At 61.9% G+C, this 24,892-nt stretch carries 22 protein-coding genes and 2 pseudogenes; 16 read left to right on the top strand and 8 right to left on the bottom strand.

Annotated elements, in window-relative coordinates:
* Positions 1 to 52: 52 nt before the first annotated feature.
* The 5 genes from D7D26_RS05325 (at position 53) to D7D26_RS05305 (ending at position 5,548) form a co-directional block, all read left to right on the top strand.
* On the top strand, positions 53 to 1,540 hold the full coding sequence (locus D7D26_RS05325; protein WP_120372326.1) for an ABC transporter substrate-binding protein: 1,488 nt from the start codon (positions 53 to 55) through the stop codon (positions 1,538 to 1,540).
* 106 nt (positions 1,541 to 1,646) lie between these two features.
* Positions 1,647 to 2,621, top strand: a complete 975-nt coding sequence (locus D7D26_RS05320; protein WP_078015734.1) for an ABC transporter permease — start codon at positions 1,647 to 1,649, stop codon at positions 2,619 to 2,621.
* Positions 2,622 to 3,533, top strand: coding sequence for an ABC transporter permease (locus D7D26_RS05315; protein ID WP_120372325.1), 912 nt, complete (start codon positions 2,622 to 2,624; stop codon positions 3,531 to 3,533).
* Positions 3,534 to 3,551: 18 nt separating this feature from the next.
* The gene (locus tag D7D26_RS05310) at positions 3,552 to 4,535 is read left to right on the top strand and encodes an ABC transporter ATP-binding protein (protein WP_120372324.1); all 984 of its coding nucleotides are present in this window, start codon (positions 3,552 to 3,554) and stop codon (positions 4,533 to 4,535) included.
* Between the two features lie 2 nt (positions 4,536 to 4,537).
* Entirely contained in the window at positions 4,538 to 5,548 is a 1,011-nt protein-coding gene (locus tag D7D26_RS05305) for an ABC transporter ATP-binding protein (protein ID WP_078015732.1), read from the top strand.
* A 286-nt stretch (positions 5,549 to 5,834) separates the two neighbouring features.
* Here the strand turns inward: D7D26_RS05305 and D7D26_RS05300 are convergent, their stop codons facing one another.
* The 4 genes from D7D26_RS05300 to D7D26_RS05285 form a co-directional block, all read right to left on the bottom strand.
* The gene (locus D7D26_RS05300; protein ID WP_120372323.1) at positions 5,835 to 6,554 is read right to left on the bottom strand and encodes a GntR family transcriptional regulator; all 720 of its coding nucleotides are present in this window, start codon (positions 6,552 to 6,554) and stop codon (positions 5,835 to 5,837) included.
* Between the two features lie 202 nt (positions 6,555 to 6,756).
* Complete coding sequence (locus D7D26_RS05295; RefSeq protein ID WP_120372322.1) at positions 6,757 to 7,125, bottom strand: hypothetical protein; 369 nt, start codon at positions 7,123 to 7,125, stop codon at positions 6,757 to 6,759.
* Positions 7,126 to 8,199 (bottom strand): 23S rRNA (adenine(2503)-C(2))-methyltransferase RlmN, encoded by a 1,074-nt coding sequence (rlmN, locus tag D7D26_RS05290; protein ID WP_120372321.1) that lies wholly within the window; start codon positions 8,197 to 8,199, stop codon positions 7,126 to 7,128.
* 157 nt (positions 8,200 to 8,356) lie between these two features.
* The gene (locus D7D26_RS05285) at positions 8,357 to 9,448 is read right to left on the bottom strand and encodes an aminotransferase class I/II-fold pyridoxal phosphate-dependent enzyme (protein ID WP_120372320.1); all 1,092 of its coding nucleotides are present in this window, start codon (positions 9,446 to 9,448) and stop codon (positions 8,357 to 8,359) included.
* A gap of 331 nt (positions 9,449 to 9,779) precedes the next feature.
* On the opposite strand from D7D26_RS05285, the gene D7D26_RS05280 reads away from it, so the two are divergent.
* The 4 genes from D7D26_RS05280 to D7D26_RS05265 all read left to right on the top strand — a co-directional run bounded on the left by D7D26_RS05280 (position 9,780) and on the right by D7D26_RS05265 (position 14,088).
* Entirely contained in the window at positions 9,780 to 10,679 is a 900-nt protein-coding gene (locus tag D7D26_RS05280) for a radical SAM protein (RefSeq protein WP_120372319.1), read from the top strand.
* A complete protein-coding gene (locus D7D26_RS05275; protein WP_078015726.1) occupies positions 10,676 to 11,713 on the top strand; it encodes a radical SAM protein in 1,038 nt (345 codons plus the stop codon). Before D7D26_RS05280 ends, D7D26_RS05275 begins: the two co-directional genes overlap by 4 nt.
* Positions 11,694 to 12,521 (top strand): lipoate--protein ligase family protein, encoded by an 828-nt coding sequence (locus tag D7D26_RS05270; RefSeq protein WP_078015725.1) that lies wholly within the window; start codon positions 11,694 to 11,696, stop codon positions 12,519 to 12,521. Before D7D26_RS05275 ends, D7D26_RS05270 begins: the two co-directional genes overlap by 20 nt.
* Positions 12,522 to 12,825: 304 nt before the next feature.
* Positions 12,826 to 14,088 (top strand): lactate racemase domain-containing protein, encoded by a 1,263-nt coding sequence (locus D7D26_RS05265; RefSeq protein WP_120372318.1) that lies wholly within the window; start codon positions 12,826 to 12,828, stop codon positions 14,086 to 14,088.
* Between the two features lie 165 nt (positions 14,089 to 14,253).
* On the opposite strand, the gene D7D26_RS05260 is transcribed toward D7D26_RS05265, so the two are convergent.
* Positions 14,254 to 14,853: a hypothetical protein gene (locus D7D26_RS05260; RefSeq protein ID WP_078015723.1), complete on the bottom strand. Its 600-nt coding sequence runs from the start codon at positions 14,851 to 14,853 to the stop codon at positions 14,254 to 14,256.
* 437 nt (positions 14,854 to 15,290) lie between these two features.
* On the opposite strand from D7D26_RS05260, the gene D7D26_RS05255 reads away from it, so the two are divergent.
* The 6 genes from D7D26_RS05255 (at position 15,291) to D7D26_RS05230 (ending at position 21,892) form a co-directional block, all read left to right on the top strand.
* Entirely contained in the window at positions 15,291 to 16,157 is an 867-nt protein-coding gene (locus tag D7D26_RS05255) for a DMT family transporter (protein WP_158606280.1), read from the top strand.
* Positions 16,158 to 16,182: 25 nt separating this feature from the next.
* Positions 16,183 to 17,817, top strand: a complete 1,635-nt coding sequence (locus D7D26_RS05250) for a PucR family transcriptional regulator (protein WP_120372316.1) — start codon at positions 16,183 to 16,185, stop codon at positions 17,815 to 17,817.
* A gap of 168 nt (positions 17,818 to 17,985) precedes the next feature.
* Positions 17,986 to 18,732 (top strand): DUF5058 family protein, encoded by a 747-nt coding sequence (locus D7D26_RS05245; RefSeq protein ID WP_078015720.1) that lies wholly within the window; start codon positions 17,986 to 17,988, stop codon positions 18,730 to 18,732.
* A 24-nt stretch (positions 18,733 to 18,756) separates the two neighbouring features.
* The gene (locus D7D26_RS05240; protein WP_078015719.1) at positions 18,757 to 19,440 is read left to right on the top strand and encodes a hypothetical protein; all 684 of its coding nucleotides are present in this window, start codon (positions 18,757 to 18,759) and stop codon (positions 19,438 to 19,440) included.
* 65 nt (positions 19,441 to 19,505) lie between these two features.
* Positions 19,506 to 20,699, top strand: a complete 1,194-nt coding sequence (locus tag D7D26_RS05235; RefSeq protein ID WP_158606279.1) for a M20 metallopeptidase family protein — start codon at positions 19,506 to 19,508, stop codon at positions 20,697 to 20,699.
* A 2-nt stretch (positions 20,700 to 20,701) separates the two neighbouring features.
* Entirely contained in the window at positions 20,702 to 21,892 is a 1,191-nt protein-coding gene (locus D7D26_RS05230) for a M20 metallopeptidase family protein (RefSeq protein ID WP_158606278.1), read from the top strand.
* Positions 21,893 to 22,033: 141 nt separating this feature from the next.
* Here the strand turns inward: D7D26_RS05230 and D7D26_RS12850 are convergent, their stop codons facing one another.
* From D7D26_RS12850 to D7D26_RS05220, 3 genes and pseudogenes are all read right to left on the bottom strand, one after another.
* Positions 22,034 to 22,216, bottom strand: a complete 183-nt coding sequence (locus tag D7D26_RS12850; RefSeq protein ID WP_342447422.1) for a hypothetical protein — start codon at positions 22,214 to 22,216, stop codon at positions 22,034 to 22,036.
* A 115-nt stretch (positions 22,217 to 22,331) separates the two neighbouring features.
* Positions 22,332 to 22,646 (bottom strand): annotated as a pseudogene (locus tag D7D26_RS12845) (sulfite exporter TauE/SafE family protein); the annotation flags it as partial.
* A 118-nt stretch (positions 22,647 to 22,764) separates the two neighbouring features.
* A complete protein-coding gene (locus D7D26_RS05220) occupies positions 22,765 to 23,490 on the bottom strand; it encodes a sulfite exporter TauE/SafE family protein (RefSeq protein ID WP_120372313.1) in 726 nt (241 codons plus the stop codon).
* 300 nt (positions 23,491 to 23,790) lie between these two features.
* On the opposite strand from D7D26_RS05220, the pseudogene D7D26_RS05210 reads away from it, so the two are divergent.
* Positions 23,791 to 24,892, top strand: a pseudogene (locus tag D7D26_RS05210) (hypothetical protein); the annotation flags it as partial.

Raw genomic sequence — 24,892 nt, 5'->3', positions numbered from 1 at the left:
TCTGCGGCCGCGGGTTGAATCTTGTTATATTTGTTCAGCAGGAGGGAGAAATATGAAGAAATTTTTTGCAATGGTCCTGTGCGTCGTGTCCCTGATGGGACTGTGCGCTGCGTCTGCCCCGGCGGCTTTCAAGGACACGATCACGATGGTGAACGAGCTGGAGCCGGACACGTTGGACCCGCGGCGCGGCAACGGCATTTCCAACAACATCGTCATGACGCTGATCTACGACTCGCTGGTGGATCTTGACCGCGAGGGCAAAGAGATTCCCCGTCTGGCGACGAGCTGGGAGTTCATCGACAGCACGCACCTGAGAATGCATCTGCGCCGCGACGTGGTGTTTTCCAACGGTTATCCTCTGACTGCCGAGGATGTCCTCTTCAGCCTGGGGCGCACCAAGGACGATTCCACCTCCTATTCGACGATGATCTGGTACGACGAGAAAAACTCCAAAGCCGAAGATCCCTACACGGTGGTCCTGGCCATGCATCAGCCTTACGCTCCCGTGTTCAACGTGCTGGCCAGCGGACGCTGCTGGATCGGCTGCAAGAAAGCCATGGAGGAGATGGGCGAAAAGGATTATGCCCGAGCGCCCGTCGGTTCCGGCGCTTACAGGCTGGTCAAGTGGACCAACGGCGCCAGCATGCTGTTTGAGCGGAACGAAAAATATTGGGGTACGCCGGCGAAGACCAAAAATGTCCTGCTCAAATTCGTCCCCGAGCCCGCTTCTCGCGTGATCGAGCTGGAGACCGGCGCCGCCGACTTCGCGTTCTACATCAACGGATCCGACATCGACCGCGTCAACGCGATCGACGGCTGCCACGTCGAATCGGGACGTTCCGAAAAATATTATCTGATCACGATGGCCATGAACCACCCGATTCTGTCGAATCAGAAAGTCCGTCACGCCCTGTCGTATGCCGTTGACATTCCCGCTTTGGCCGACGCGGCCTTCGACGGTCACGCTCACGCCATGACGGGCGTATATCCCTCCATCGTCGAGGGCTGGAAGGATATGGGCGGCTGGGAATACAACCCGGAGAAAGCCAAGCAGCTTCTGGCCGAGGCCGGCTATCCCAACGGCTTCGACGTCGAGCTGCACCTTCTGCCCGAGGCGCTGTATCAGCAGATGGGCGAGATCGTTCAGGCGTACTGGGCAGCCGTCGGCGTGAACGCTCGCATCGAACAGAGCGCCCTGGCGACCCGCGAGGCGCAGGGGCCTTGGGAGGCCTCGATCCGCACGGCGACGGCCAACGAGATCTCCAATATCCTCATCATTTACGAGAAAGAGTTCGGTTCGCGCCTGGCTCCCAACGACATGAAACTCGACGGCATGCTCAAAAAGTTGAAGACGTTGTACGATCGGGAGGAACGGAAGGTCCTGCTCGGCGAGATCCAGGATTATCTCTATGAGAAACGCTATTCCATTCCCTTTGCCGAAGCCGACACGATCTTTGGCGTCAGCGACAAGATCAAAAACTTCGTCATGCCTACGACGATCTTCCGCGTCAACGTCAAGGACTGGGAAGTCGAAGAATAGCATTCGCGTCTCGTCTTCACGCGCCATGATTGGGCAGCCGGACTCTTCCGAAGGATCCGGCTGCTTTTTAGAATGAGTATTTCACGAGGAAGGGGAAATCCGGCGTATGCTCAAATTCATCGGCAAACGCGTCCTGATGATGGTTCCGGTCATGCTGGGCGTCGTGCTGCTGGTCTTCAGCATGATGTACTTTTCTCCCGGAAAGCCTGAGGATTACATCCTCGGTGACATGGCGACCGTAGAGGACAAGGCAAAATTCCGGGCTGAAAACGGCTTGAACGATCCATTCATCATCCAGTATTTCAACTATATCAGGAAAGCCCTGACGGGGGATCTGGGCATTTCCTACACGACGAAGCAGCCTGTGGTCACCGAGATCATGAGCCGCTTCCCGACCACGTTTCAGCTGGCTTTTTTCAGCACGTTGATCGCGGTGGCTCTGGGGATTGTCACCGGCATTGTTTCGGCGGTCAAACAGTATACTGTGTGGGACAATATCTGCCGCGTGCTGGCCATGATCGGCGTGTCCATGCCGAATTTCTGGCAGGGCCTGCTGCTGATCATTCTCTTTTCGGTTGTTCTGAAGTGGTTCCCGTCGTCGGGATTCAGCAGCTGGAAACATGTGGTGCTTCCGGCGCTGACCATCGGTACTTCCTCGGCGGCGGCCGTGATGCGCATGACCCGTTCCAGCATGCTGGAGGCCATCCGTCAGGATTATGTGCGCACGGCTCGTTCCAAAGGACAGTCTGAAGTGAAAGTCGTCTGGCATCACGCCTTCCGCAACGCGATCATTCCCGTCATGACGGTGGTGGGCGTCAACTTCGGCAAGATGTTGGGCGGCGCGGCGATCAGCGAGGTCGTTTTCGCCATCCCCGGCCTGGGGAACCTGATCATCGGCGCCATCAAGGTGAAGAACGCGCCGCTGGTCCAGGGAGGCATCATGTTCATCGCTCTGGCCATGTCGGTCGTCAATCTGATCGTCGACGTGCTTTACGCTTACGTGGATCCGCGCATCCGTTCGCAATATCTGAAGCCGCGGCGGTCGCGTCTCGGCAGGAAATCGGCAAAGGGGGGAGCGTAGATGTCAGGGATCGAGAACAAAACAGCGGCGTTCGAAGATCTCGCCGGACTCGAAGAAATCTCCATCAGCAGCCGCGGACAGCTGAAAGACATTTGCAGACGCTTCCTGAAGAATCGAGCCGCCGTGCTCGGCCTGGTCATCATCGTCATCCTCGTCGTCTGCGCTCTGTTTCCCGGTCAGATCAGCGGATTCGATTATGCTCGCCCCAACCTTCGCATGCGTTATCTGCCGTTGTCGGCGGAGCACTGGATGGGGACCGACGAGCTGGGGCGCGATATCTTTACCCGCGTGATCTGGGGCTGCCGCACGTCTCTGACGATCGGACTGAGCTCGGTCGTGATCGCCTGCGTCATTGGCACGGCGGTGGGCTGTGTGGCTGGATTTTACGGCGGTTGGCTTGACAACGTGCTGATGCGCTGCATCGACGTGCTGCTGGCGGTTCCCAACTTGCTGCTGGGCATCTCCATCGTGGCCGCGCTGGGGAACAGCATTCCCAACCTGATCCTGGCCATCGGTCTGGGGCTGATGTCGAGTTTTGCGCGCGTCACCCGCTCGGCCGTGATCACGGTACGCGGCGAGCAGTATATCGAAGCGGCCCGTTCCACGGGGGCCTCAAATCTGCGCATCATCTGGAAATATGTGCTGCCGAACGCCATGGCGCCGATCATCGTCCAGGTGTCCATGGGCATCGCGACGGCGATTCTGACCATTTCCGGTCTGAGCTTCATCGGTTTGGGAGTGCCGGCGCCGACGCCCGAGTGGGGCGGCATGCTTTCCACCGGCCGTCAGTTCATCCGCGACCACTGGAACCTGATCACGTTCCCCGGAGTGGCCATCATGATCACGGTGTTCGCCTTCAACCTGTTCGGCGACGGTCTGCGCGACGCGCTGGATCCCCGTTTGAAATCCTGATGAGCGGAGGCCGACACGATGAGTGAAAACGACAAGAACCTCCTTGAAGTCAGAGATCTGACGATTCATTATTTCGTCGATAAAACGGTGGTCAAAGCGGTCAACGGCATCAGTTTTGCCCTGGCGCAGGGAGAATCTCTCGGCCTGGTCGGCGAAACCGGCGCCGGGAAAACCACGACGGCTCTCGGCATTATGCGTTTGGTCCCCAATCCTCCCGGGCGTATCGTCGGCGGCTCTATCCTCTACAAAGGGGAGGATCTCTGCAAGAAATCCGAAGAGGAGATGCGCAAGATCCGCGGTCACGAGATCTCCATGATCTTTCAGGATCCGATGACGGCGCTGAACCCCGTACTGACCGTCGGTGACCAGATCGCCGAGGTCATCGGCCTGCACCGGAAGATCGCCAGGAAGGAAGCGCTGCGCAAGGCCATGGAAATGATGGAAATGGTCGGCATCGAGGGCGGACGCTGCCACGAATATCCCCATCAGTTTTCCGGCGGCATGCAGCAGCGCATTGTCATCGCCATTGCGCTGGCCTGCAATCCTTCGCTGCTGCTGGCCGACGAGCCGACGACGGCGCTGGATGTGACGATCCAGGAACAGGTGCTGCACCTCATCGAAACGCTCAAGAAGCGTTTCGGCACGTCGTTGGTGCTGATCACCCATGATCTTGGCGTTGTGGCCGAAGTCTGCGATCGAGTGGGCATTGTCTACGCCGGAAACATCGTGGAGTACGGCACGCTGGAGCATATCTACAACCATACGTCGCATCCCTATACGCAGGGACTGTTCGGCTCGATCCCCAACTTCGACAAAAAAGTTCGCCGCCTCAAACCGATCGCCGGTCTGATGCCCGACCCCGCCAACCTGCCCGACGGATGCGTATTCGCCGCCCGTTGTCCGGAGGCGAGGGAATCCTGCCGTCACGGCGTCATTCCCAACGTGGAGATCGCCCCCGGCCATTTCGTGCGTTGCCTGAACTTTGCGGGCAGAGGGGAGTAGCCATGTCTGCGATCCTTGAAGTCGTCGATCTGAGAAAGTATTTCGAGACGCCCCGCGGTCTGCTGCACGCCGTGGACGGCGTGTCCTTTGCCATCGAACGGGGCAAGACTCTCGGCGTCGTGGGCGAATCGGGCTGCGGCAAATCCACGTTGGGGCGTACCGTGATCCATTTGCAGGAACCGACATCCGGCACGATCGTCTTTGAAGGGCGGGACATCAGCCGCGTTGACGAACATCGGCTCAAAGATCTGCGCGAAGACATGCAGATGATTTTTCAGGATCCCTTTTCGTCGTTGAACCCGCGCATGTCCGTCGGCCAGCTGATCGCCGAGCCTCTGCTGATCTATAAGAAACACGGAACTGAGCGCGAACTGGCGCGTCACGTCGCCCGACTGATGGATACCGTCGGCCTGGCGCGCCGTCTGGCGAACTCGTATCCCCACGAGCTCGACGGCGGACGCCGGCAGCGCATCGGAGTCGCCCGCGCCCTGGCGCTGGAACCGAAGTTCATCGTCTGCGACGAGCCCGTGTCGGCGTTGGACGTGTCCATTCAGGCGCAGATCATCAACCTGATGCAGGATCTTCAGGAAGCCATGAACCTCACCTATATGTTCATCACCCACGACATGTCGGTGGTCCGCCATGTTTCCGACGATATCATGGTCATGTATCTGGGCAGCATGGTGGAGTTTGCCGATTCGGAAGAAATGTTCAACGTCCGTCTGCATCCCTACACGCAGGCCTTGCTGGCCGCCGTCCCCATACCGGTGATCGGAGCGAAGAAGGAGCGTTCGTTGCTGAAAGGCGAGATCACCTCGCCTGTCGGGCTCGGCGACGGATGCCGTTTTGCGAAACGCTGCCCTCATGCCGAGGATCGCTGCTTTCGGGAAACGCCCAGGCTCGACGAGCTCCGCCCCCGCCACTTTGTCGCCTGCCACCGGGCGCGGGAAATCAATCGGCTGAGTTTGGACAAGCGTTTGGAGCTTAGACCGGAAAGGCTGGATTTTTCGTAAAACCTTGCAATACTATTTCTTGATAAAAAGCGTTAACATAGTTTGCCGGGCGCTGCGAGGGAGTTCAGTCGCTCAGGACTCCCTCGACCGCTGCGCGGTCTGCGCGGCTCGCTTTGCGAATCTCCCTCGCAGCGCCCTTGGGTTCGGCCTTTTAATTAAGAAATAGTATTAATTGAGAAATAGTATAAAATAACTGTTGGGATGGCGTAAACGTGACCGTTTGCGCCATCCCAACAGTTTTAAGGCGTGCTTTATGCGTGCCGGCAGAATGCCCGGATTACGAGCGTCAATAGTTAAGCGTGGAATCCATCTCGTATTCCCATTTTTCAGTAAAAACGTATTGATTGCTCACCCACACGGCTTTCCCCTGGTTGTCGGAGAAGAAACGACGAACTCTTAGAACCGGCGTGTGTTCAGCGACCTGCAAATAATCCGTGATCTTTTTAGGCGGGATACGAACGGCAAGTTTCTCGTGAACGCGGCAGATCATGGTGTTGAATTTAGAGGTCAGCATCTCCTTCATGGAGATAAAATCTCCTGCCGCTTTGAAAATGGAGAGGTCAAAACGCTGCGGAAGATAATGTTCAAAGACGAAGACGGGGGTTTCTTCGATACATTGGCTGCGGATCAAATAAGTCGTTTGCTCCTTTTTGCCCAAATTCAGGAAGGTTGGGATGTCCCGATCGTGCGGGACCTTCAGGGAGATCTCCAGCGTTTGGGTTGAAAGCCGGTCCCAATACTGCTCATACACGTTCACAAAGCCTGTGGCGGTAAACCAAGGGTGCGTGCGCACCTGCTTGGTGACAAAAGTCCCCTTGCCTTGGAGGCGGAGAACGAGCCCTTCGTTTTCAAGAGCTCCGAGCGCCTGTCGTACCGGGGCGCGGCTGGTGCCGTAAATTTTCTCGAGATCGGCCTCCGTCGGCAGCATTGCCCCCGGCTTATAGAGTCCTTCGCAGATCTTGTACTGTAAATCGCGATAAATTTGATAATAAAGAGGTATAGTCATTTCATTGTCTCCAGAAGTGTGCGATAGTTTCCCCTCTCATTATCGATTTTTGAAATAATAAGTCGGGGCCTCAACTGACGTGTCGCTGTTCAGTGATAATGTCATGCTGTTTCTTTATTGATTCGGGTCGAACTCAAGACGTTGCGAGGAAAATCCACAAAGCGAACGGCGCAGCCCGCTTCGCGGGGTTCCCGCGCGGCCCTCAGCGCTGCGTCCGGTCCAGTTCGGTCCAGCCGAAATCCGCCGCTTCGGGCTGCCAGCGCAGCAACAGCGAGGAATCGGCAAGGTGCACGACGGCCCAGCACGGCGCGACGAAACAGAGCTGGGCGTTTCCGGGCAGATCGGGCCGGGCCGCGCGCAGAGACTTCTCCAGCGCCGCGCGGTTCAGGCGGTCATTCCATCGTGGTTCGGGAGCCATCAGGCGCATCCGCGCCGCCAGTTCGGCGGAATCTCGCGTCACTTTGCCGCTGCGGGCGACGACGCCCCAGAGCACGACGGTGCAGACGACGAGCGCCAGCGCGGCCGCGAGCGCCATGACCTTCGCCGACGGGCCGAGAGGATTGGGCTTCATTTAACTGACCGTCTTGCCGCGCAGCTGCCCGCAGGCGGCGTCGATGTCGGTCCCATGCTCCTTGCGCACTTCGCACTCCACGTTCAGCTCTTTGAGGATCTTCATGAACGGCGCGATGCGGCTGGCCGAAGGACGGGCGAATCTCGTGCCGGCCACGGGGTTGTAGGGGATCAGGTTCACGTAGACCTGCAGGTTCGAGAACAGCGTCGCCAGCTCGTAAGCGCAGTCCGGCGTGTCGTTGACGTTCTTGAGCATGACGTACTCGATGGTGAGGCGCACGCCGGTCTTCTGCTGCCAGTATTCGAGCGCGCTGAACACGGCGCCGAGCGGGAAGCGCTCGTTCACGGGCATGATGCGCGATCTCAGCTCGTTGTTGGGCGCGTGCAGCGACAGGCACAGGTAGATGTCCAGCCCTTCGTCGGCGAGGCGGCGGATGCCCTCGGGGATGCCGGACGTGGAGATGGTGACGTGCCGCACGCTCAAGCCCCGCATCTTCGGCTCGAGGAACATGCGCACGGCTTTGACGACGTTCTCGTAATTGAGCAGCGGCTCGCCCATGCCCATGAAGACGACGTTGTTGATATCGTGCCCGACGTCGGACTCCATGGCGGCGAAATGCGAGACGATCTCGCCGGCGCTGAGGTTGCGCCTGAAGCCCTGCTGCCCCGTGGCGCAGAACTCGCAGCGCAGCGGACAGCCGACCTGCGAGGAGATGCAGGCCGTGTAATGGTTGCCGTGGTCCATCAGCACCGACTCGACGTACTCGCCGTCGTCGAGCCGCCATAAGTACTTGCGCGTGCCGTCGGCGGCCGTCTGCCGCTTGGCCAGTTTCGGCAGCCGGATCTCCAGCAGCTCGGGCAGACGCTCGCGCAGCGCTTTGGACAGGTTGGTCATGGCGCCGAAGCTGAAAACTTTCTTCTTGTAGATCCACTGGCACAGCTGATCGGCCGTGTAGCGCGGCATGTCCAGCTCTTCCTGCACGAAACGCTCCCAGTCGGCCAGCGTCATCTCGAAAGCGCTGCGCTTCGCCGCGGCTTCGGGCGCGTTCGTCACGTTCAGTTCGTCGTTTTCCATTTTCTTTCCCTTTTCCTTTCATGAAGGCCGGCGCTTCCCCAAACGGCAAAGCGCCGCCCGGCCTTTCGATTACGAAAAGCATAACAGTTTTATTCCCCGCTGACAAGGCCGCCGTTCGGCGCGCAAAGAAAAAGACGCCCGAGGGCGTCCTCTCGCTCTATTGCCCCGCGTCGATCCGTTCCATGGCCGTCAGGACTTTTTCGAGGCGAGGCCCGATAGGCACGCGCAGGCGCGCCGCGTTGCGCCCCGCAAAGCCTTCGCAGGAGACGGCACGCACGCCGCGGCGGGCGAACTCGCGCGCCAGGTCGACGTTCGAGTCGGCGTGGACGACCATGCAGATCGCCACGCTGTCGGTCGTATGCGCGAAAGAAAGATGCCGCCACGGCCGCATCAGGCTTTTTTTCGCGGCGGCGGTGCGGGCGCGCAGCTCGTCCAGGAACTCCGGTTCGCTCAACGCGGCGGCGGCCACGCGGCGCGAGAGCGACGACACGGCATAGGGGTTGGAGAGGGTGTTCGCCGCCGCGGCCAGCTTGGGAGGCAGGAGCAGGTAGCCGGCGCGCAGCCCCGCCAGCCCGAATCCCTTGGAGAAGGAACGGGCGACGAGCAGGTTGTCGTACGCGTCGAACAGGCTCACGGCCGAACGCCCGCGCGGCACGTAATCGCCGTAGGCTTCATCGACGAGCACGCAGACGTTCGCCTCCCGCGCCGCGGCGAGGATCTCCTCGAGCGCGGCGGGCGGGACCGCCTGTCCCGTCGGATTGTTGGGATTGTCGAACGCCGCCAGCTTGAAGCGCGGCGACAGCGCCGCCGCAAAACGCGCGGCGCTGAAACGGTAATCCTCCTCCGCTTTCAGCGGCACCGTCTCAAAAAAGCCGCCGTGCAGACGCACGTCGGCGCCGTACTCGAAAAACAGCGAAGCGCCGCCCAGCACGCGGTCGCCCGGTTCCAGAAACAGCCGGTTGACGAGATACAGACCGCTGACGGAGCCCTCGGTAAGGACGATGTTCTCGTTTCCCAGCGCGGCATGATCCTTCCAATAGGCGGCGATCGCCTCCTTCAGTTCGTTGGCGTGGGGATACGGCGCGCACATGTTGAAATCGAGCGCCGCGAAGGCCCGGCGCGCCGCCGGCGAAGTCAGTTCGACGTTAACGCCTTCGCCGCAGTCCACTTCGCAGGGCGGCGTTTCCGTTCCGAGCGCGTAGCTGACGCGGGGCTGGTTTCTGACGGCGCGGGTGATGCGATATTCCATGGCGTCCTCCTGAAAAACGTTGATGTGCACATTATAGTACGGCGCCGACGGAAATCAAAAACGTTCCGCCGGATCATACGTGACCGCCAGCGGAACGTTCAATACCCATTTCTCGGGCAAAAAGCCGGACACGAGGGCGCTGCGAGGGAGATTCACAAAGAGAGCCGCGCGGACCGCGCGGCAGTCGAGGTAGTTCTGGGCGAGTGAACTTCCTCGCAGCCCCCGGAAAACTATGTTGACGCTTTCTATCAAGAATCAGTATGAGAAGAGAGCGGCCGTGCTATAATAAATAAAATGTTTCTGCAGAGATGTGACTGAAAGGAACGCCGCCATGACCGCCGACGAATTGACAAGACTTTCGCTAAAAGCAAGGGCCGCGGTCGAGCGCGCTTGGAACACGGCCCGCTCGCATTTTCCGCCGCAGCTGATCTGCGATCGTCCCGGCTCCACGCTCGCCGTTTCGCTTACAGGCGCGAAGTGCGCTCTCAACTGCGCTCACTGCGGTGGGCACTACCTCGAGGGGATGACTCCAATTGAAAAAATTGAAGCGGCTCTCGCGACGGGGCGCTATACCAGCTGTCTCCTTTCGGGCGGATGCACGCCGGCCGGCAAGGTTGAAGTCGCCCGCCAGGAAAAACTCGTAATGCGGCTTAAGAGCCGCGGGCTGAAAATCAACGTGCACGCCGGCCTCATCAGCCAGGCCGAGATCGACGTTTTAGCGCCGCTCGCCGATCGGATCTCATTCGATATGGTGACTGACGATCGGACTATCCGTGATGTATTTGCTCTGACGCGTACCGGAGATGATTATATTGATACTTATCGCCGGCTGCGCGCCGCTGGAGCCCGGGTCGTCCCTCACATTTGCGTCGGCCTCTGGGGCGGTCAGGTGCGTGGCGAATACGACGCGCTGCGCGTGCTCGCCGAACTTGGCGCTGACGCGCTGGTCTTTATCGTTCTCATACCGACCCCCGGCACGGCTTTTGCCGACCGCCAGCCGCCTCCGCTTGAGGATGTCGCGAACGTCTTTGCCCGCGCGCGGGAACTGTTCCCGCGCCAATCGATCAATCTTGGATGCATGCGCCCGGCAGGACGCTACAGAGCCGAACTTGACACGCTTGCCGTCGCCAGCGGCCTCAACCGTCTTGTGAATCCCACGCCGCCGGCGCTGCGCCTGGCGCGTTCGCTCGGCCTTGAGCTGATCGACCGGAAGGAGTGCTGCGTATTGTGAAGATACGTCTGTCAATCGGCACCGCAGCTGTTCTTGGTCTTGCGCGTCTTAAATCCGACGCGCTTCCCACCACAGCGTATCTGATGGATACGGGCGGCAGATGCGCGCACAATTGCGCGTTCTGCGCTCAGGCGCGAGAGGCCGAAACTGGAGAAGATCATCTCTCAAGGGTTATCTGGCCGGTTTATGACTTAGGAGACGTTCTCAGCGGCCTTATCACCGCCGCTCGAGGCGGGACTATTCGCCGTGCGTGCATTCAGGTTACCCTGAACGCCGGTTCCTTTGAGCGCACCCTCGTTATTCTCAAAGCCGTGACGAACGCAGTATCGCTCCCCGTCAGCGTCTCGACCAATATCACCTCCGCCAGCCAGGTCGATCGACTGATGGGAAGCGGGGCGGCGCGAGTAAGCATTGCGCTTGACGCCGCTACTCAATCCCTTCATGATCAGGTGAAAGGCACGGGCTACGCTCGCAAGGTCCAACTCCTGACCGAGTGCGCGAGGCGCTACCCCGGCCGAATCACCACGCACTTCATCGTCGGTCTTGGAGAGTCGGAGGAAGACGTGATCGCCGCGATACAAAACATGCACGACCTGAATGTCACCGTGGGGCTTTTCGCCTTCACGCCTCTGCGCGGCACGCGCATGGCGAAGTGCCCGCCCCCCGAGGCCGGACGCTACCGTCGCGTTCAGCTGGCAAACTGGTTGATCAAAACGAAACGTCGGCGCGTTTCCGACATGTCTTTTTCGAATGGGCGACTCTCTGGCATTGACGGAGACATAAAAGAACTGCTGTCAGTCCTATCCTCCGGCGAAGCGTTTGAGACGGCGGGATGCCGCGACTGCAACCGTCCTTACTACAACGAAAATCCCGGACACGGCGTGATGTACAACTACCCTCGCCCGCTGAAAAACTCAGAGGTCATCCAGGCCTTGAAAGAAACGCATTTATTTGCTCAGACAGACCTGAACGATCTGACGCCCGTCACCGGCAAGGAAACAAGGAGGTGCCCTCATGAAATGGCGATTCATTGATACCAAAATCCATTCGGGCGCGTGGAACATGGCGATCGACGAGGCCGTTATGACCTGTTGCGCCGCCGGACGCGTGCCGCCGACTCTTCGTTTTTACCGTTGGGGGCCTCCTGCGCTCACGCTGGGGTATTTTCAAAAGGCCGAACGCGACGTGAACTTCGACGCCTGCGCTCATCTCGGCATCGACGTCGTGCGCCGTCTCACCGGCGGCCGCGCCGTTCTTCACGACCAAGAATTGACCTACAGCATCGTTATGCCTCATGAGGGGTGCCCGTTGCCCGACAGCATCACTGACTCGTATCGCGTGCTTTCCAGAGGACTGGCCGAAGGCTTTCGGATACTCGATTTGCCCGTAACGATGAGTCATCCGGCGCCGAGAAGCGGTAAACCGGGAAGTTCCGCGGCCTGCTTCGACGCCCTTTCGGTCTGGGAGCTTGAAGCGGACGGCAAAAAAATTGTTGGGAGCGCCCAAGCCCGTCGCTTTGGCTCCGTACTCCAGCATGGTTCAGTGCTCAACGACCTGAATCCGGAGATGCTTTTTGCAACCATGAAGGACGAAAACCCTCGGAGATTGGAACGGGCCAAGGCGACGTTTCTTGAAAAAGCGACGAGTATACGCCATCTCACTGGCCGCCCGCTTCCGTGGAACGAGCTCTTTGACGCGTTCAAAGAAGGCTTCTTCATCGCGTTGGAGCGCGATCTGGACGCTCATTTCGTGGAAGACGACTTGACTGACGACGAGCTTTCGTTGGCGGAGGACCTGATCGAAAATAAATACGCGACGCGCGATTGGAACCATCGCCGCTAAACGCATGAAGCGCCGCATTCCCCAACGCAGGGAATGCGGCGCTTCATGCGTATCAGATCCAGTTCAGTTGAAATGCAGGTGCAGCGCGCTTTGATACTATTTCTTGATCGAAAAAACCGAACACGAGGGCGCTGCGCGGCAGTTCCGAGCGGCTGAACTCCCTCGCAGCGCCTAAAAAACCATGCTAACACATTCTATCGGGAATCAGCGTTATGTACAGAAATTTATTTTTGAAATGATGATTGACCTTTTAGCTCAAATGAGACTATAATGAGACAAAATTTTCTGTCGCAAGGAGTCCGCCATGAAAACTTACGAGGTGAAGATGGGCCGCGGCGTGCAGCGCTGGCAGAGCCCGTATGACTATATCGTCCCGCAGCCGCGCGGCCGCGGCCTATGCGGCGCGTCGTGCTCCGTCGAGGAGGCGCTTGACCGCCCCATCGGTTCTCCCTCGCTGGAAGAACTGGCGAAAGACTCCCGCCGCATCGCCATCGTCGTGCCCGACGTCACGCGCGGCTGGTGCCGCGCCCCCGAGATGAACGCGGCGGTAAGAAAACGCCTTGCCGTCAACAAATCGGCCGAGGTGACGTGGATCGTCGCCACGGGACAGCACCGCGCCGTGGAAGAGCGGGACAAAGAACTGGTCTTCGGCGGCGCGATGATGTCCGGCGACCGCTGGCTCAGCCACGACTGCGAAGACGTCGTGGACACGGGGCTGGTCACGCCGCTGGGCACGCCGGTCACGCTCGATCCGGCCTTCGTCGCCGCCGATCTGGCGGTGCTGGTGGGCGGCATCACGTTCCACGACATGGCCGGCTTTTCGGGCGGGCGCAAGATGATCATGCCCGGCGTTTCCGGACGCCTTTCGATCGTCAAAAATCACAACCACTGTCTCAAAGACGGCGGACTGAATCCCGCCACCGACAGCGGCCTGCTGGAACACAACCCGATGGCGCAGGATCAGCGCGCTTACGCCGATCTGGCGCTGCGCGGCAAAAAATGCTTCGTCCTCAACACGATCGCCGACAGCGTGGGCGAGCCGGCGGCGTGGGTGGCGGGCGACATCTGGCAGGCGTGGGAGGCGGGCTGCCAGACGAGCCGTTCCTTCGCCTCGCTGTGGATCCCGCGCCGGGCGGCGCGCGCCGTCTCTTCCTGCGGCGGCTTTCCGCTGGATCTCGATCTTTACCAGGCCACCAAGGCGCTGTTTTCGCCGCTGGCGGCCCTGGAGCCCGGGGCGCCGATCGTGCTGGTCGCCGATCTGGAAGACAGCCTCGGCCCCGGCGATTTCGAGGCCTCGCTGCGCAGTTCGCTGCACGACGCGTCGGCCTTTATGCGCCACATGGAAACGGCGTTCACGATCCCCGGCTACATCGCCCTGCGCACCGTGCTGGAAATGCGGGGACGCCCCGCGGCTCTGGTGACTTCGCGCGAGAACGTGCCTTTTCCCGGGCAGGTTTTCCGCGACATGCAGTCGGCCGAAAGGTGGCTGCAGGAACAGTCGGGAATGAACGGCCTGTCGATCCTGGTCCCCAGCGGCAACGCCGTCCACGTCCTCGCCGCGGAATAAGCGCGGGAACGACGAGTGCGGATGACTGGCGCACGATCCAGCCATCCGCACTCGTTTTTTGCTGACGGGGCGCGCCGTGTCCCGGGGACGGGGCGGCGCTCATGCGCTCTTTACGGGGCGCGCTTTTTCGACAGGCGTCCGGGCGCCGGGCCTCCGCCGCCGGTTTCACTGGCCGCCGGTCGGCGTTCGTTCGGCGGCGATCTTCGCTTCGGCGAAGCGGAGCGCGGCGGCGTAGCTTTCCCGATCGGGACAATAGACGCGCATCAACGTGCCGCGTTTCCCCTTGAGCAGGAGGACGCGCAGGGAACGCAGCTCGGCGGCGCGGGTGACGTCGCCCCAGCCGACGTGTTTTTCGACGCTGCGCGCGGAGAACGGCGGCGGCTCGATCGGATAGCAGAGGCAGTGGAGCGCTTTGCGCGACAGCGCTTTGGGATAGCACTTGAGGTTGTCGCAGTGCGCCCCCGTGCGGTCGAAGCGGTAGAGCGCGGCGTAGCGGTTGCGCATGACGAGAAAACAGACGACCGCGTAGAAGATCGCGAGCAGGACGCAGAAGTCGAAGGCGACGATGGCGCCGCTCCATACGTGGGCGGCGGTAACGAATCCGTCGAAGTAAAACTGCGCGGCAAGCAGCACCAGCCAGGCGAGCAGGAAGGCGACCACGAGGATCGAAGCGAAGTCGAGCAGGATCAGCGGATTGGAACCGACCGGCACGCCGACGCGCCAGCTCAGCTCCGGTTCCTGCCGTTTCGTGACGGGAGAAGGCATTTTTTTATTGAGCCCCTTTTTCTGAAAGATAAACCCCCGCGCGGCAAAAAATCCTGCCGCGGGGGCTTTTTTGTCAAGCGTCCACGGGCACTGTAATGCTATTTCTCAATTAATAAGGATGGGCGCCCTGCAAACTCTGTTAATGCTTTTTGTCAAAAAATAGTATAACACAGCCGCCCGTCCCTTTCCACGCAAGAGCGTCGCCCGGCAAAAGGAAGCCGTTTTTTTCGCTTTTTCAAAGGACGGGCAAAATAAATCAGGTAAGGTCAATGCCTTAAATCGCAAAATTTGCGCGAGCGCTCCCTTTTTGAGGAAAGTCCGTACGTCGGGAACGGCCGGAGCCGACGGATGGGGGCGCTGCGAGCGGCGAATGTGGTATGATAAATTGCCTCCGCGTGGGGGCGCAAATTCTTTTACAGAGGAACGGAACTTTGATCATGGCCAGACACTATCTTGCGGTCTTGACGGCCGTCGTTTTTTGGGGAGCTTCGTTCATCGTCACGGCGATCGCCTACCGGACCATCGCGCCGCTGCAGCTGGGGCTGGTGCGCTCCGCGCTGGCGGCGCTGCTTTTTGCCGGTTGCAGGGCTGTGACGGGCGGCCGCGGGCGGCCGGCGAACAAGGATCTGCCGGCAATCGCTCTGAGCGGTTTTTTCGGCGTGACGCTCTATTTCTCCTTTCAGAATCTGGGGCTCGACATGACCTCGTCGTCGCACGCGGCGCTGATCGTGGCTTCCTATCCGGCGATCACGGTGCTGATGGAGTGCGCCGCGCGCCGAAGGATGCCGCCGCTGCGTCAGGTCGTCGGGATCCTCGTCGCCATCGCGGGAGTGGCGCTGCTGACGGGCGCGGCGGTGTCGCGGGGCCCGCGGGAGGCTCTGGGCAACTGGCTGCTGATCTCCACGGGCATCGCCTGGGGATTCTACAATCTGATCACTCAGAAGGTGGCGGGTCGCTATCCTGCGTCGATGCTGACGGCCTGGCAGATGCTCTTCGGCGCGCTCTTTTTCGTGCCGTTCGCCGCGTTCGAGGGGCGTCCCTGGATCATGCCGACGGTCTCGTCGGGGGCGGCGATCCTCTTTCTGGGCGTGTGCTGTTCGCTGCTGTCTTATCTGTTCTACAATTATTCGCTGACGGGGCTTTCGGCGTCTGCGGCGGCGCTGCTGAATCTGGTGCCGGTGGTGGGCATCGTCTGTTCCTGCCTGGTGCTTCATGAAGCGGTTTCCGCGCGGCAGATCCTCGGCGGGCTGGTGATCGTCGCCGGGGTGTGGCTCAGTTCCGCCGCGGCGAAATCTACAGGCTGAAGCGGCGGTCAAGGGGGAGAGGGAAATGGCTGTAACCGTACGGGACATTCTCAACATGCCCGAGTTCAAGGGCTTTCGCCTGCTGGGCGGAGCCGGCGGGCTGGGGCGCGAGGTGCTGCGCACGACGGTGGGCGACGCGCCGGACTGCTATAAATGGTCGCAGGGCGGCGAGTTCGTGATCACCTCGGGCTATCCGTTCCGCGATCTGGAAAACGTGGAACAGCTGATCCGCGGTTGCTGCGAGTCCGGCACGGCGGCCCTGGGCATCAAACTGGGGCGTTACATCGACAGGCTGCCGCCGCAGGCGCTGGCATTGGCCGATAAAATCGGTTATCCGCTGATCTCCATCCCGCTGGAAATGCCCTTCGCCGAGATCCTCCATCCCGTACAGTCGCGCGTCATCAGCGATCAGGCGCATCTGCTCCGCTATTCAAGCACCGTGCAGAAGGCCTTTTTCGACCTGAACGTGCAGTGCGCGAGCCTCGAGGATCTGCTGGAAACGCTGCGCAATTTCACTCATCTCAACCTGGCGCTGCGCTGTACGGAAAGTTCTTTCGACCGTCTCTGCGCCGACGCAGGCCCTTTCCGGGAAGCGCTGGCGTCGCTGCCGCTGCCGGAAGTGCTGAAGCGCTATCCGTGGGAGAAAATCGCCCTCTGCGGCGAGTCCGCTTCCGCCTGGCTCGTTTTCGACGCGGAGCCGTCCCGGCTGCGCGAGTCCTGGAACGAGATCCCCATCACCCAGGCCAAGGGCGCGCTGCTGCTGTTCTTCCAGCGCTGGAGCTCGGGCGCGCAGGTGGAGCGGCGTTACCGCAACGAGTTCGTCATGGACATCCTCATGAACAACCTGCGCCTCAAGGACGAAGTGTGGAACCGCGCCCGTTCGTTCGGCTGGGATCTGGGCGGCGCCAAGAAAGTCGTGGTCTGCGACATCGACGACTACAAGAACCGCCTCACCCGCGCCATGGCCGCCGGGCAGGGGCCGGCCGTCCTCGAAGAGTCGAAGGGGCGCATCTTCGCCGTCTGCCGCGAGTTCATCGGCCGCATGGAAAAGCACGTGCCCTACGCGGAGATGAGCGACTCGGCCGCGTTTATCCTTTCCTCGCGGGGAATCTTCGAGGAAGAGCAGCGCCAGTTGGAATGCATTTTGACGCCGATGATGGAGCAGATCGCCGCGCAGACGGGCTTTTCCGTCACCGTGGGCGTCAGCGGCCGCTGCGGCGACGTGTTTCTCTGCTGGAAGGGCTACAATCAGGCGCGCATGGCGCTGGAGCTGACGCGGCGGACGGCCGGCGGCAACCGCATCGCCTGGTGGAACCGTATGGGCGCGCCGCGCGTGCTCTGTACGACGCTTCAGAATCCGGCGGCGCGGGAATTCGTCGAGGCGCAGCTGGGGCCGTTGCTGCGCTGCGACGCAGAAAAAAAGGAAGACACGCTGCGGCGCACGCTGGAAACGATGATCGCCTGCAACTGGAGCGTGAAGAAAAGCGCCGCGGCGCTGGGGCTTCATTACAACACGCTCAAATATCGCTGGGGAAAGATCTGCGCCCTGCTGAGCGAGGATTTTTCCAGCAGCGAAAGCCGTTTCTGCGTGGAATTGGCGCTGAAGATGAAACAAATGGACGATTTTGGTGAAGAATCTTTGTCTGATAAGTTCATTTAGACGGGAATCATTGTTTCGAGAACGGAATATTAAAATTTCATGATCGTTTTTCGTCGTGAAATAACGATGAAAAGAAAAACAAGAATTTGGATAATGGTCTCGGCGCTCGAAAGTCACGCTTTCGCGGCGCGGAGATCATTTTTATTCTTTAAATGGGGAGGTTTTGTGATGCCGCAGGAAGTTTTTCAGGTAGCGAACAACGCGGTGGTGTGGTTCCTCTGCTTTATCGTCGTGGCGGTGGCGCTGATCCAGTCGCTGCTCTACATCCGGCTGTCGCTGAAGGCGGCCGACGCGATCGGCTTCGAACGGCGCAACGTGTACAAGGGATTGTGGACGGGCGCGGTCTCGTCGGTGGGGCCGTCGTTCGCGGTGTTCCTCGTCATGGTCGGCCTGATCAGCGCCGTGGGCGCGCCGATCGCGTGGCTGCGCTGCTCGATCATCGGCTCGGCGCCGATCGAGATGACGGGGGCGATGCTGGGCGCTCAGGCGTACGGCGTCGAGCTCAACTCGGCCCAATACGATCTCAACGCGCTGGCCGCCTCGTGGTGGACGATGTCGGTCAACGGCATCGGCTGGCTGATCGTGGCGGCCGTGCTGACGCCTCATCTGGAAAAGGTGCGCGCCAAGTTCGGCGGCGGCGACGCCCGCTGGCTGGTTCTGATCGCCGTGGCGGCGACGACCGGCTGTTACGGCTATCTCAGCGCCGACACGATCGGCAAGGCGCTGCGCAATTACCGCAAGGCGCTCGCCGCGGGCGGCTCGGGTATGGCCCCGCTGCAGCCGATGATCGCCACGATCGCCGCCGGCGTCGCCATGGCGGTCCTGATCCGCGCCTCGAAGAAGCGTCCCAAACTGCGCGAGTACAATCTCGGTCTGGCCATGCTGGCCGGCATGATCGTGGCCGCGTTTTTTTGATCGCGGGAAGAAAGGGGAAAACTCATGTCTGACAAACTTTCGGCTTTCGGCGGCGTGTGGAACCGTCCGGCCCGCGGCATCGGCGTGACGACGCTGTGGATCGTGATCGCGGCCTGCTTCTTCCCGAACCTGTACCTTTATCTCGTCCACGGCGCGTGGCCCGGCTGGGGCGCGGCGTTCCAGGCCTGGCTGATGATCGTCTCGATCTGCGGCGCCGTGTACTTCATCGAACCGATCTCCTACTTCCCCGTGCTCGGCGAAGTGGGCATCTACATCGCCTTCCTGACGGGCAACATCGGCAACCTGCGCGTGCCCTGCTCGGCGGCGGCTCAGGAAGCCGTCGGCACCGAGAGCGGCTCGCCCGAGGCGCTGATCGTTTCCACCGTGGGATTGACGGGCTCGGTGGTCGTCAACCTGTTCTTCGTCACGCTGGCGGCGCTGGCGGGAGCTTCGGTGCTCTCCGCGCTGCCCGCCGGCATCGTCGCGTCCTTCAAGAGCTGCGCCGTGCCGGCCGTTTTCGGCGCCATGTTCGTTTCCTGCGTCATCAAGGAACCGCTGCTGGCCGTTCCCGGCATCGGCATCCCCGGGCTGCTCTTCGCCAGCGGCAGGCCGGCGCTGCAGCATCCGGCCACGCTGATCCTCGGCGCCGTGTTCGGCACGATCATCACGGCGCGGGCGCTTTACAAAGCCGGCATCATCAAGAAGTAAATTCGCCGTTCCGCCTGTCCGTCCCGGGCAGGCGGAATTTCATGAAAACTAAAGGAGAGTACGCAATGGACACTGTTTTGAACGAGGCCCAGGCGCTTCAGGAACAGATCCGCGGCTGGCGGCGCGAGCTCCACGCCTTCCCCGAGGTCGGGCTGGAAACGCCGCGGACGGAAGAATACCTGTGCCGCCAGCTCGACGCCATGGGGGCCGAATACCGCCGCGGCGTGGGCGGCCACGGCGTCGTCGCCGTGGTCAGGGGAGCGCGGCCGGGCGGATGCCTGATGTTCCGCTGCGACTGCGACGGCCTGCCGATCCGCGAGGAATCGGGCGAATCGTTTTCGTCGCGCAACGAAAACATGCACGCCTGCGGGCACGACGCCCACAGCGCCATGGGGCTGGGCGCGGTCAAGCTGCTGCTGGCGCGCCGGCGCGAACTGAACGGCGCGGTCAAGGTGCTGTTCCAACCCGCCGAGGAGATCGGCGCGGGCGCGAAGGCGATGATGGCCGGCGGCTGCCTCGAAGATCCCGTCCCCGACGCGGCGTTCGCGATCCACGTGTCGATGGGGTCGGGCGAACGCAAAAAAGCAGGCTCCTTCCACTTCATCAAGGGCGCGGCGCTGGCCTGCATGGACAGGTTCGAGATCGACCTGACGGGCAAGGGCAGCCACGGCGCCATCCCCGAGATGTCGCGCGATCCCGTCGTGGCGGCGGGACGGATCGTCACCGGAGTGCAGACCATCGTCAGCCGCAACGCCTGCCCGATGTGCCCCTCGGTCGTCTCCGTGTGCCAGTTCGAGGCCGGCGAGACGTCCAACGTCATCCCCGAGACGGCCCGTCTGGTGGGCACGGCGCGCACGCTGTGGCCGCAGACGCGCGACCTGATCGAACGGCGCCTGGGCGAGATCGCCCGCCTGACGGCGGAGAGCATGGGCGTGAAAGCCGGCGTGAAGTACACGCGCGGCGCTCCGCCCTTGCTGAACGACGAACGGGTGATCGGCGCGGCGCACAAGACGGCGGCGGCGCTGTTCGGCGACGAAAACGCGCTGTTCGTGAACGAGCCGATGCTGGCCGGCGACGACTTCGCCTTTTACACGGAACATGTTCCCGGCGCCATGGCGTTCCTCGTCGTGCCGCCGCCCGACGGGCCCGCGTACAACATGCACAACTGCCATTTCCGCATCGACGACCGCTGGCTGTGGCGCGGCGCGGCGCTGTTCGCGGCGCTGGCGCTCGGCCGTCCCGCGAAGGAGGGCGAATGAACATGAAACGAATTCTCGAAGAAGCGAAAGCCCTCGGCGCGCAGATCGTCGCCTGGCGGCGCGAGCTGCACCAGTTCCCCGAGCTGGGGCTGGAAACTCCCCAGACCGAAGCCTACATCTGCAAGACGCTCGACTCGCTCGGCGTGCCGTACCGCAAGGGCGTGGGCGGCCACGGCGTCGTCGCCCTGATCGAAGGGCGTCCCGGCAAGTGCTTCACCTGGCGCGCCGACTGCGACGGCCTGCCCGTCGTGGAACAGACGCCGGTGGACTACGCCTCGAAAAACGGCTGCATGCACGCCTGCGGCCACGACACGCACACCGCCATGGCGCTGGGCGCGGCATCGCTGCTGATGAAACACAAAGACGAACTGAACGGCGCGGTGAAGATCCTCTTCCAGCCCGGCGAGGAGACCGGCAACGGCGCCAACGCCATGATCGCCGACGGCTGCCTGGAAAATCCGCACACCGATTTCATCGTCGGCCTTCACGCCGGTTCCATCGCGCCGCACGACTGGCCGGCGGGCACGTTCGGATTCTATCCCGGCGCGTTCATGTCCTTCCTCGACAGCTGGCAGTGCACCATCGCCGGCAAGGGAGGACACGGCGCCTTCCCGTCGCTGGCCGTCGATCCCGTGCTGATCGCCGCCCGCGTCATCGACGCCTGGCAGAGCCTCGTCAGCCGCGAACAGAGCGCCACGAAGCCGATGGTCCTGTCGGTCTGCAAGGTGCGCACGCCCGGCGCGGCCTTCAACATCATCCCCGACACCTGCGTGATGAACGGCACGGCCCGCGCCCTTTCCGAGGAGGAACGCTGCCGCATCGAAGAACGCATGAGGAACATGGCGGAGCTGATCGCCGAGGCGTCGGGCGCCACGGCCGAGCTGGTCTGGACGCGCGGCGCCGCCAATCTGGTCAACGATCCGGCGGCGACCGAAGAAGTCGTCGCCATCGGGCGCGAACTCTTCGGCGACGAAGCTTTCCTGCGCGTGCCGCTGCCCACCACGGGCGGCGAGGATTTCGCCGGCTATCTGCTCAAGGGGCCGGGAACCTTCCTGCTCATGTACACGCCCTCGTCCCACGGCCCCACGCCGCAGCACAGCCCGCGCTTCGAGATCGACGACGGCATCCTCTGGCGCGGCGCCGCCATGGCCGCCGGCAGCGCCATGACGTGGCTGGCGCGCCACGGCCGCTGAGATTTCGCGGCGACAAAAAAACGGTTCTTCGGCATGACGAACGCCGGAGAACCGTTTTTTTTGCGAGAACGAATGTTCCACGTGGAACAACCGATCGAGAACGCAGCGCGGAAGCGCTTTCGGGCGGGGGATGATTTTTTCTCACTTGAAGAGCATCAGGAGCCCGGAGGCGATCAGATAGCCGTAGACGAGCAGGCGCAGGCGCTTGGGGTCGAGGCGGCGGAAGATTTTCCCGCCGATCCAGGCGCCCAGCAGCAGCGAAACGAGGACGAGCCCGTACGCGCGGATCGTGGCGGCGGTAAAGGCCCCGTTGCGCCAGCGCATGAACGTGGTGATGCAGGCGGTGAAGCAAAAATGAGCGTTCAGCGAGGCGCGGTATTCGTCGTTGCTGTCGGTGGCGGCCGCTGAAGAAGATCGAATAAACGCCCAGCGCGACCAGCGCGGCGCCGAGGCTGCGAACCATGAACCCGTCGGCGGCGCCGGCGGAAAGCTGCACCGACAGAGCCGCAAAAACCAGCGCCGTCACAGCGCAGGGCAGCACGGTCTTCCAACGGATGTACCTGAAGCTGCTGGCGGCGACGAAAACGGCCGTCGTCGAGCCGCACAGGCCGGAGAGGGCGACCGCCTGCGCGTAGGGGAAGAGGTAGGGCAGCAGCGACATGTTCACCGGCCCGTAGCCGAAACCGCAGACGGCCTGGATGACCGCGCCGATCAGGCTGACCGAGAAGGCTGCGGCGAAAGTGAGAGGCGGCATGAAGAAAACTCCTTTTTAAAGGGGAATGTATCCACTTTACGCTTTCCGGCGCGCCTTTTCAAGCGCGAAAAAAACAAAGGCCGCTTTCTGCGGGGCGGTCCCCGCCGGCGCTCGGAACTCAGCGGAAGAGCAGCAGCGCGCCGGAGAAGATCAGGTAAGCGTAAACTATTTTGCGCAGCTTCGCCCCGTCGAGTTTGTGGAAGACTTTGTTGCCGACGAGAATGCTCAGCCCGACGGCGGCGGCCAGCAGCAGCCAGACCCGCAGCACCTGCGCCGTGATGATGCCGTTGCGCCAGCGCGCCCACGTGGTGCTGACGTTGATGAAGCAGAAGTACGCGTTCAGCGTGGCGCGGTATTCGCTGTTGGAGTCGGTCCCCGCGAGGAGGTATATGGCCACCGGCGGCCCGCCGACGGAGAAGAGCCCCGAAAAAGTGCCGGCCAGCGCGCCGGCGATGCAGCCGTTGAACGGCGACGCCTTGATACGGATCCGGCCGCTGAAGAACACCGAATACGCGCCCAGAGCGATGAGGATGACGCCCAGCGAACGAGTGAGCGCCTTTTCGGCGGCGCCGACGGAAAGATAGACCGACAGGCTGGAAAAGATCATCCCGCAGATCAGGCACGGCACCAGCTTTTTCCAGCTGATGAAGCGGTACGTATTGGACAGCAGCAGCAGATCGATCGTCAGCCCGCAGAGAGTGACCACCGATACGGACTGCATGTAGGGCATCAGGTAAGGCCAGACCGACATGGCCACGGCGCCGAGCCCGAAGCCGCAGACGGTGTTGATGATCCCGCCGGCGGCCGCGGAGCTCATCAAAAGCGCGAGGGTGAGGACATTCATGGCAGGTCTCCGTTTCTGGGTGATTTCCCGCTTACTCTACTCCTGAAAAACGATTTGTTCAAGGATTTTCGCGCGAAACGTCGCTCGGGCGGCGGCCGCGGCCCCGCCGCCCCGAAAGGCGGGAGCTTCCGCGGGCCCTCCGCCGACTCCCTCGGCGGCGCGCTTTGCGATGAAAAATCCGCGCCGCGACGAATACAATTTGTTATCTTTACGCGGGGGGGTGTTAAACTTGTAAATGTCAAAAGACAACATATCGTACGCCGCTCCATGCGGCGTGCCACACAAAGGAGACGGATCAAGATGAAAACGAAGGGAAAATTCTGCGCCGCGCGGGCGCTTCTGGCTCTGGCGCTGGCGGTCACGACAGCGGAAGCCGGCTGGGGCATCGTCGTGACGGGAGACCAGCTGCAGATCGGCAGCGCCGCCCTTCCGGGCGTGGGCGCGCTCGTCGTGATCGGCTCCGACTCGCAGGCGACCGGCGCTGACGCCATCGCGATGGGGAAGGGGACGGCCGCCATCGGTTTCTCTTCCATCGCGATGGGACAGCAAACGACCGCCAGCGGCGGCTCTTCCACTGCGATGGGAGGGGAAACGACCGCCAGTGGCGACTATTCCACCGCCATGGGATGGAAAACGGCCGCCAGCGGCGACTATTCCACCGCCATGGGAGGGGAAACGACCGCCAGCGGTTTCTCTTCCACCGCGATGGGGAGTTACACGATCGCCAGCGGCGACTATTCCACCGCCATGGGATACGCTTCGCAGGCGAAAGGCGAGAACTCCCTGGCCGCGTCGGGCGGCGTCGCTGAGGAAGCGGCGGAAAACTCCTTCGCCGCGGGCTGGGGCGCCCACGCCAAACTGGCCGGTTCCGTAGCCCTCGGCAGCGCCGCCACCGCGGACACTCCCGCCGGGGAAACGGCCTTTTTGGCCGGCGGGCAGACGGAGCCGGCTTGGAAATCCACGCACAACGCCGTCGCCGTGGGCAACCGGACGCCGTACAATTACACTTATACCAAACTGAACGGCAATCTCGTTACGGAAACCGTGCAGGTCGCCAGCCGCCAGATCACCGGCGTGGCCGGCGGCACGCACGGCACCGACGCCGTCAACGTCGCCCAGCTCAAGCGCGGCCTCTCGTTCCGCGCCTTCGACTCAAGCGGCGCGCTCCTGGGCGCGCTGGACATGGAAAGCGCCGCGGCCGCCCCGGCCTTCAAGGCCGGCGAAGGACTGAAACTGACCGTCGAGGGCCAGAACCTTGTCCTCGAACTCGACGGCGCCGGCGGCTCCTGGAACCTCGACACCAAGCCCGGCGCGCAGCCCCCGGCCGCCGTCAATCCCAACGACACAGTGACGTTCACCAGCGGCGACAACATCACCATCACCCGCGACGACAAAAACGTCA

Origin of the sequence: Pyramidobacter sp. CG50-2, from assembly GCF_003612005.1 — a bacterium.
Classification (GTDB): domain Bacteria; phylum Synergistota; class Synergistia; order Synergistales; family Dethiosulfovibrionaceae; genus Pyramidobacter.
This window is presented reverse-complemented; position numbering and strand designations above follow the sequence as displayed.

Excerpts from the sequence above, each read along its gene's own strand:
- D7D26_RS05245 (WP_078015720.1), top strand. The coding sequence starts at position 17,986 with ATGCCGCAGGAAGTTTTTCAGGTAGCGAACAACGCGGTGGTGTGGTTC.
- D7D26_RS05295 (WP_120372322.1), bottom strand. The coding sequence starts at position 7,125 with ATGAAGCCCAATCCTCTCGGCCCGTCGGCGAAGGTCATGGCGCTCGCG.
- D7D26_RS05280 (WP_120372319.1), top strand. The coding sequence starts at position 9,780 with ATGACCGCCGACGAATTGACAAGACTTTCGCTAAAAGCAAGGGCCGCG.
- D7D26_RS05325 (WP_120372326.1), top strand. The coding sequence starts at position 53 with ATGAAGAAATTTTTTGCAATGGTCCTGTGCGTCGTGTCCCTGATGGGA.
- D7D26_RS05250 (WP_120372316.1), top strand. The coding sequence starts at position 16,183 with ATGGCTGTAACCGTACGGGACATTCTCAACATGCCCGAGTTCAAGGGC.
- D7D26_RS05315 (WP_120372325.1), top strand. The coding sequence starts at position 2,622 with ATGTCAGGGATCGAGAACAAAACAGCGGCGTTCGAAGATCTCGCCGGA.
- D7D26_RS05240 (WP_078015719.1), top strand. The coding sequence starts at position 18,757 with ATGTCTGACAAACTTTCGGCTTTCGGCGGCGTGTGGAACCGTCCGGCC.
- D7D26_RS05305 (WP_078015732.1), top strand. The coding sequence starts at position 4,538 with ATGTCTGCGATCCTTGAAGTCGTCGATCTGAGAAAGTATTTCGAGACG.
- D7D26_RS05230 (WP_158606278.1), top strand. The coding sequence starts at position 20,702 with ATGAAACGAATTCTCGAAGAAGCGAAAGCCCTCGGCGCGCAGATCGTC.
- D7D26_RS05265 (WP_120372318.1), top strand. The coding sequence starts at position 12,826 with ATGAAAACTTACGAGGTGAAGATGGGCCGCGGCGTGCAGCGCTGGCAG.
- D7D26_RS05260 (WP_078015723.1), bottom strand. The coding sequence starts at position 14,853 with ATGCCTTCTCCCGTCACGAAACGGCAGGAACCGGAGCTGAGCTGGCGC.
- D7D26_RS05220 (WP_120372313.1), bottom strand. The coding sequence starts at position 23,490 with ATGAATGTCCTCACCCTCGCGCTTTTGATGAGCTCCGCGGCCGCCGGC.
- rlmN (WP_120372321.1), bottom strand. The coding sequence starts at position 8,199 with ATGGAAAACGACGAACTGAACGTGACGAACGCGCCCGAAGCCGCGGCG.
- D7D26_RS05310 (WP_120372324.1), top strand. The coding sequence starts at position 3,552 with ATGAGTGAAAACGACAAGAACCTCCTTGAAGTCAGAGATCTGACGATT.
- D7D26_RS05255 (WP_158606280.1), top strand. The coding sequence starts at position 15,291 with ATGGCCAGACACTATCTTGCGGTCTTGACGGCCGTCGTTTTTTGGGGA.
- D7D26_RS05300 (WP_120372323.1), bottom strand. The coding sequence starts at position 6,554 with ATGACTATACCTCTTTATTATCAAATTTATCGCGATTTACAGTACAAG.
- D7D26_RS05235 (WP_158606279.1), top strand. The coding sequence starts at position 19,506 with ATGGACACTGTTTTGAACGAGGCCCAGGCGCTTCAGGAACAGATCCGC.
- D7D26_RS05270 (WP_078015725.1), top strand. The coding sequence starts at position 11,694 with ATGAAATGGCGATTCATTGATACCAAAATCCATTCGGGCGCGTGGAAC.
- D7D26_RS05320 (WP_078015734.1), top strand. The coding sequence starts at position 1,647 with ATGCTCAAATTCATCGGCAAACGCGTCCTGATGATGGTTCCGGTCATG.
- D7D26_RS12850 (WP_342447422.1), bottom strand. The coding sequence starts at position 22,216 with ATGCGCTGGCGCAACGGGGCCTTTACCGCCGCCACGATCCGCGCGTAC.
- D7D26_RS05285 (WP_120372320.1), bottom strand. The coding sequence starts at position 9,448 with ATGGAATATCGCATCACCCGCGCCGTCAGAAACCAGCCCCGCGTCAGC.